This is a genomic window from Microbacterium sp. CFSPD4_SD4 (assembly GCF_057364585.1).
The window spans coordinates 1-4578 of the sequence record NZ_JBNFOC010000023.1; the positions used below are offsets into that span (position 1 = coordinate 1).

At 71.6% G+C, this 4578-nt stretch carries 5 protein-coding genes; 3 read left to right on the forward strand and 2 right to left on the reverse strand.

Features of this window, described 5'->3' with window-relative positions; all coding sequences use genetic code 11:
- Window positions 1-669 precede the first annotated feature (669 nt).
- On the reverse strand, window positions 670-1524 hold the full coding sequence (locus AC2W7E_RS16195; RefSeq protein ID WP_485989525.1) for an alpha/beta fold hydrolase: 855 nt from the start codon (window positions 1522-1524) through the stop codon (window positions 670-672).
- A 9-nt stretch (window positions 1525-1533) separates the two neighbouring features.
- Window positions 1534-2292: a copper homeostasis protein CutC gene (locus AC2W7E_RS16200; protein WP_378868118.1), complete on the reverse strand. Its 759-nt coding sequence runs from the start codon at window positions 2290-2292 to the stop codon at window positions 1534-1536.
- A gap of 71 nt (window positions 2293-2363) precedes the next feature.
- Between AC2W7E_RS16200 and AC2W7E_RS16205 the strand changes: the two genes are divergently transcribed.
- The 3 genes from AC2W7E_RS16205 to AC2W7E_RS16215 all read left to right on the forward strand — a co-directional run.
- The gene (locus tag AC2W7E_RS16205) at window positions 2364-2804 is read left to right on the forward strand and encodes a MarR family winged helix-turn-helix transcriptional regulator (protein ID WP_025105433.1); all 441 of its coding nucleotides are present in this window, start codon (window positions 2364-2366) and stop codon (window positions 2802-2804) included.
- Between the two features lie 5 nt (window positions 2805-2809).
- Window positions 2810-4141, forward strand: a complete 1332-nt coding sequence (locus AC2W7E_RS16210) for an MFS transporter (protein WP_303709832.1) — start codon at window positions 2810-2812, stop codon at window positions 4139-4141.
- 60 nt (window positions 4142-4201) lie between these two features.
- Window positions 4202-4578, forward strand: a 377-nt coding sequence (locus AC2W7E_RS16215; protein WP_485989526.1) for a hypothetical protein, incomplete at its 3' end; no start/stop codon positions are given.

Here is a 4578-nt window from a genome sequence, read left to right on the forward strand (position 1 = left end):
CCGTTTCTGACCCCGCCTCCCGCCCGCCGCGACCGCCCCCTCCCGCGCAGGATCAAAACCGTCCCCTGGCACCGCGTTCCGCGCCCGTTCCTGATCCCGCCAGCCAGACACGCCCGCCGCACACCTCCCTCGGGATCGAAACCGCACCCGCCATCCCGTCCTCCAGCCCGTTTGCGATCCCGCCACCGCGGCCCTCGGCCACGCGTACGCTCCGAATTCACCACCACCGCCCCGATCAGCGGCGCGGCCACGGGCGTACCCGCTCACCGCGTGTGTTCGAAAACGCTCTCCCGCCGCCCACCCCGGGCCCGAAAGTGATCCCGCACAGGGCCGGAGGGAGGCACGAACGTTGTCCCGGAGTGGGGTGAGGCGCCCGTGATCCCGACGATGAGCGCGGGCGCCAATGCACCCGCTCACCGCGCGTGTTCGAAAACGCTCTTTCGCAGCCCGCCCCAGGCCCGAAAGTGATCCCGCGGGATGGCCGGAGGCGTGAAAGTGATCCCGACACGTCGCCGCGGACGCTGCCTGGTCGACGCGCGCCGAGGCCCCACACTCGTCGCGAGCGCAAGAACGCGCCTCTGGGACGTGTTCCGGGCACCATAATGATCCCGCGTGGCGGACGGAAGGGGCGAAAGTGATCCCGGACGGAACGGCCGGCCGGGGCGGGGGTCAGCGGGCGGGGATGTGGGCGTCGAGCCACGCGAGGACGTCGGCGCGTACCTCGTCCTGCTGGAGCTCCTGGAAGATCTCGTGCCGGGCGTCGGGGTAGACGAGGGTCGTGACGTCGGTGAGCCCGGAGCGCCGGCGGTACGCGTCGGCGAGCTTGTGCACGCTGCGGGGAGCGCCGACCGGATCGTCACGGCCGACGAGGAGCAGCACCGGAATGTCGCGCGCGAGGTGCTTCGCCGGACGTCCGTACAGCCGCGCCGCGTCGAGCAGGCCGAAGAGCTTGAGCAGCGGCACTCCCGTCGTGAGCGGATCCTCCTCGAAGGCCTTCCACACCGCGGGGTCCCGGCTCAGCCACTCGTATCCGGTCGCGTCGTCGGCGGCCCACGCGGCGTTCAGCGGCGCCGGGTTCAGGGAGCGGGGCGTGCGCAGCGCCGAGCCGGACAGGATGACCGCATCGAAGGCCTCCGCGTGCTCGTTCACCAGCATCTGCGCGAGGAACGACCCCCACGAGTGTCCGAGGAGCACGAGCGGGAGGTCGGGGTTCTCGTCGCGGATGATGCCGGTCAGCTGCCAGACCGCGTCCTTGGCCGCCCGGAGACCCCCGGGACCGAGCCGTCCGAGCTGGGCGGGGTCGCCGTGCTGACGCATACCGGTGCGCCCGTGCCCGCGGTGGTCGTCGGCGTAGACGGTGAACCCGGCTCCGGTGAGCGCGGCGATCAGCGCCGGGTACCGTCCCGCGTGCTCGCCCACCCCGTGCAGGAGCTGGACGACGCCGCGGGGCGTCCCCTCCGCCGGGTGGACGTCGTAGACGATGGCGATGCCGTGGCTGTCGGTGTACTCGCGGGTCTCGGTCATGATCCTGCCTTACCGGTCGGTCTCCGCGAGCGCCTCGCGGATGACGTCGCGGATGGCGAAGGCGATGTCGCGATCCGTCACCTCGTAGCCACCGACCCCGTCGGAGGCGGAGCCCATGCGCACGCCGCCGTCCTCGGTCACGGCCCGCTTCGCGGAGAAGTGGAGGGCGTCCACCCCGGCCCCGGCGAGCACCGGAGCGCTCGCGACGTCGACGCCACTGCCGGCCATCACCTCGATCTGCCCCTCGGCGGCGGCGACGAGCGCGCGCAGGGTGTCGATGCCGTCGATCGCGGCGGACGCCCCTCCGGAGGTGAGCACGCGCCGGAGCCCGAGCTCCCTCGCGGCCCGCAGGGTCGCCACCGGGTCGGCGGTCACATCGATCGCGCGGTGCAGGGTCGCCGGAGCTCCCCCGGCCGCATCCCGCAGCCGGGCCATGGCGTCGCGATCCAGTCGGCCCTCGCCGTCGAGCGCGCCGATCACCACTCCCGCTGCGCCCGCCGCGACCGCGTGCCGCACGTCGCGTTCGGCGACGGCCAGCTCATCGGCGCTGTAGTGGAAGCCGCCGGCGCGCGGACGGATGAGGACGTGCACCTCGGGGCCGCTCGCCCCCGCGGCTTCGAGCGCGAGCTCCAGGGTGGCCGGCGACGGGGTGAGCCCGCCCAGCGCGAGGGCCGTGGCGAGCTCGACGCGAGCGGCGCCGACCTCGGCGGCGATGCGCACTCCGGCGGGATCCTGGACGGCGATTTCGAGAGCGATCGTTCGGGTCACCCCTCCATTGTGCCCGCTGACCTCGGCTCCCCCGGCCCTCGGGGCAGAAATATTAGATAGACTAACTAAGTATGTCTGCGTCCGATGATTCCCTGCACCTCACCGCCACAGACCTCCGCATGGCCACGTTCCGGCTCGCCCGCCGGCTCCGCTGCGCCCGTGCCGCCGACATGATGAGCGACACCCAGCTCGCCGTCCTCGCCGACCTCCGCATGAACGGTCGGCGCACGATCTCCACCCTCGCCGAGCGCGAGCGCGTGACCGCCCCCTCGATGACGAGCATCGTGAACGGCCTGGAGGAGCAGGGCTATGTCGCCCGCACCCCTGACGAGGACGACCGCCGCCGCGTGCAGGTGGACATCACCCCCGCCGGCGTCGAGATCGTCGTCGAGACCATCCGCCGCCGTGACGTGCTGCTGGCCGACATGCTCCGCGAGGTCGACTACACCGAGGAGGAGCTGGCGACGCTGCGAGAAGCGAGCGCCCTGATGCGGAGGGCGGTGGAGCGATGAACGCCATGTTCCGTTCCTTCGCGAACATCAACTACCGGATCTGGTTCGCCGGAGCCCTCGTGTCGAACGTCGGCGGGTGGATGCAGGCCACCGCGCAGGACTGGGTCGTGCTGACCGAGCTCACCGACAACGACGCGACCGCGATGGGCGTCACCATGGCGCTGCAGTTCGGCCCTCCCCTGGTGCTCGTGAGCCTGACCGGCTGGGTCGCGGATCGCTTCGACCGGCGGAAGATCCTCCTGACCACGCAGACCGCACTCCTCGCCCTTGCGATCGCCGTGGGCTCCCTGCTGCTCGCCGGGGTGATGACCCTGCCGATGATGCTCACCTTCGCCCTCGGATTCGGCATCGTCAACGCCTTCGACGCCCCCGCGCGGCAGGCCTTCGTGTCGGACATGGTGTCCGCGACGGAGACCTCCAACGCCGTGGCACTCAACTCCGCCTCCTTCAACCTCGCCCGCATGATCGGCCCCGCGGTCGGCGGTCTGCTCATCGTCGCGATCGGCTCCGGCTGGGTGTTCATCGTCAACGCCGCGACCTTCCTCGCCATGATCGTCGCGCTGCTGCTCATGCGCACGAACCTGCTCGCACCGCGGCCCAAGAACCGCAACCGCGGCGGCCTCGCCGAGGGATTTCGGTACGTCTGGGCGCGCAGCGACCTCAAGGTCGTGTTCGTGACGGTGTTCCTCATCGGCGCGTTCGGCATGAACTTCCCGATCTTCGCCTCGACCATGGCGCTGGAGTTCGGAGCCGGCGCCGACGGGTACGGGGTGCTGAGCTCGGTGCTCGCGATCGGGTCCCTGATCGGCGCCCTCCTCGCCGCGCGTCGGGACCGGGCGAGGGTGCGCGTGGTGATCCTCGCGGCGGGCGGCTTCGGGATCGCGGCCTTCGTCTCGGCCGCGATGCCCACCTACCTCTCCTATGCGGTCACGCTCACGTTCACCGGCTTCATGATCGTGACGCTGCTGACGACGGCCAACGGCTACGTGCAGATCACGACGGATCCGGCACTGCGCGGCCGCGTGCTCGCCCTCTACATGGCGGTCATCATGGGGTCGACTCCGGTCGGGGCGCCGATCGCCGGTTGGGTCGCCGACGCGTTCGGCCCTCGTGCCGCCATCATGCTCGGCGGCACCGCCGGTTTCATCGCGTGCGCGATCGGGGTGACCTGGGTGCTCACGTCCGGGCGTCTGCGCCGTGAGGAGAGCAGCCGCTTCCGCCTGACGCTCGACGAGACCCGGCCGCTGCGGGTCGTGCAGGCGGTCGAGCCGGTCGACTACACGGAGAAGGCGGCGGCGACCACGCCCATCCGGCTGCCGCGCCGCGACGGCGAGTGAGCTGTGAAGGCGTTTGTCAACGCCTTCCTCATCGCGGCCCGACGGTCGTAGCGTCGGGTCATGGACGAGAACATGAGCACCCCGCACCCGCAGGATCCGGCCGAAGGCGCTCCCGGCGTCGACGTCCCTGACGAGAACTCCGGCCAGGGCGACGGCACCGGCGGCGCGATCCAGGGCGACAGCTCTCGCGGCGAGTCGACCGGCGGCGCCATCCAGGGCAGTTCCGGCCCGGGCCACGACGCGCCGCTGGGCGGCGACGAGAACACCGAGGACGAGCTCGCGGCCGACAACGCCGCCGAGGAGGACACCCTCCGCACGCTCGCGGGACTCGTCCAGGCTCGTCCGGATGCCGTCCGCCGAGAAATCCCACACGCGCTGGAGGTCGTCCGGCACGTGGAAGTCGTTCGCGGTGTCGAGGCCGCCGGCGTGGTCGGGGT